Source organism: Limnohabitans planktonicus II-D5, from assembly GCF_001270065.2.
GTDB lineage: Bacteria > Pseudomonadota > Gammaproteobacteria > Burkholderiales > Burkholderiaceae_C > Limnohabitans_A > Limnohabitans_A planktonicus.
Map to the genome: position 1 here is coordinate 1 of NZ_LFYT02000071.1, position 2,188 is coordinate 2,188.

The 2,188-nt window shown below is 51.8% G+C and carries 2 tRNA genes and 1 rRNA gene; all 3 read left to right on the forward strand.

Features of this window, described 5'->3' with window-relative positions:
• Positions 1 to 246 precede the first annotated feature (246 nt).
• Positions 247 to 1,779 (forward strand): 16S ribosomal RNA (locus H663_RS40745).
• A 98-nt stretch (positions 1,780 to 1,877) separates the two neighbouring features.
• A tRNA-Ile gene (locus tag H663_RS40750) sits at positions 1,878 to 1,954 on the forward strand.
• A gap of 45 nt (positions 1,955 to 1,999) precedes the next feature.
• A tRNA-Ala gene (locus tag H663_RS40755) sits at positions 2,000 to 2,075 on the forward strand.
• Positions 2,076 to 2,188 lie beyond the last annotated feature (113 nt).

Sequence of the window (2,188 nt, forward strand, 5' to 3'; positions counted from 1 at the left end):
GCGTGATACAATAGAAGGCTTCGCTGATCGCAGTGAGGCAAACAAAGTGGCTCCAAGCTGCTTAGGTTCTTTAAAAATATACAGCCGATAAGCGTGGGCGTTTGATGGTGATTGCCAAGTTCTTCGGAACTTAGCTTTAATTAGCTAACAAACGCTCATGAAGTAAAAAAGATGTGGAAATCAGAGATGGTGACCACGTTGATTCCAATTTATGAGTTGGTCGAAAGGCCGAAAAAAATCAAGATCGAACTATAGAGTTTGATCCTGGCTCAGATTGAACGCTGGCGGAATGCTTTACACATGCAAGTCGAACGGTAGAGGGGGCAACCCCTTGAGAGTGGCGAACGGGTGAGTAATATATCGGAACGTGCCCAGTCGTGGGGGATAACGTAGCGAAAGTTACGCTAATACCGCATACGATCTAAGGATGAAAGCGGGGGACTCGCAAGAGCCTCGCGCGATTGGAGCGGCCGATATCAGATTAGGTAGTTGGTGGGGTAAAGGCTCACCAAGCCAACGATCTGTAGCTGGTCTGAGAGGACGACCAGCCACACTGGAACTGAGACACGGTCCAGACTCCTACGGGAGGCAGCAGTGGGGAATTTTGGACAATGGACGCAAGTCTGATCCAGCCATTCCGCGTGCAGGATGAAGGCCCTCGGGTTGTAAACTGCTTTTGTACGGAACGAAAAGGTTTCTATTAATACTAGGAGCTCATGACGGTACCGTAAGAATAAGCACCGGCTAACTACGTGCCAGCAGCCGCGGTAATACGTAGGGTGCAAGCGTTAATCGGAATTACTGGGCGTAAAGCGTGCGCAGGCGGTTATGTAAGACAGAGGTGAAATCCCCGGGCTCAACCTGGGAACTGCCTTTGTGACTGCATAGCTAGAGTACGGTAGAGGGGGATGGAATTCCGCGTGTAGCAGTGAAATGCGTAGATATGCGGAGGAACACCGATGGCGAAGGCAATCCCCTGGACCTGTACTGACGCTCATGCACGAAAGCGTGGGGAGCAAACAGGATTAGATACCCTGGTAGTCCACGCCCTAAACGATGTCAACTGGTTGTTGGGTCTTCACTGACTCAGTAACGAAGCTAACGCGTGAAGTTGACCGCCTGGGGAGTACGGCCGCAAGGTTGAAACTCAAAGGAATTGACGGGGACCCGCACAAGCGGTGGATGATGTGGTTTAATTCGATGCAACGCGAAAAACCTTACCCACCTTTGACATGTACGGAAGTCGCTAGAGATAGCTTCGTGCTCGAAAGAGAGCCGTAACACAGGTGCTGCATGGCTGTCGTCAGCTCGTGTCGTGAGATGTTGGGTTAAGTCCCGCAACGAGCGCAACCCTTGTCATTAGTTGCTACATTCAGTTGGGCACTCTAATGAGACTGCCGGTGACAAACCGGAGGAAGGTGGGGATGACGTCAAGTCCTCATGGCCCTTATAGGTGGGGCTACACACGTCATACAATGGCTGGTACAAAGGGTTGCCAACCCGCGAGGGGGAGCTAATCCCATAAAACCAGTCGTAGTCCGGATCGCAGTCTGCAACTCGACTGCGTGAAGTCGGAATCGCTAGTAATCGTGGATCAGAATGTCACGGTGAATACGTTCCCGGGTCTTGTACACACCGCCCGTCACACCATGGGAGCGGGTCTCGCCAGAAGTAGTTAGCCTAACCGCAAGGAGGGCGATTACCACGGCGGGGTTCGTGACTGGGGTGAAGTCGTAACAAGGTAGCCGTATCGGAAGGTGCGGCTGGATCACCTCCTTTCTGGAAACTGCAATCTAAATTGAACGCTCACACTTATCGGTTGTTGGAAGGGTAGTCGCTGACGGCTTGGCTGATGCCTGGTCATTGGTGACCGGCTTGGGTCTGTAGCTCAGTTGGTTAGAGCACTGTGTTGATAACGCAGGGGTCGTTGGTTCGAGACCAACCAGACCCACCAATCCTTCTGAAGACAGGTGCTCAAAGGTGCCAAGGGTAAGACAACGGGGGATTAGCTCAGCTGGGAGAGCACCTGCTTTGCAAGCAGGGGGTCGTCGGTTCGATCCCGTCATCCTCCACCATCACTTATCGACATGTTGAGCGGGCCTTGCAGTGGCCTGGATAAATCTTCATTCAAAACAAAAGTTGCTTGGCAAGAGATTGCAAAGGCTGCTTTTGTGTTGATTGATATTGA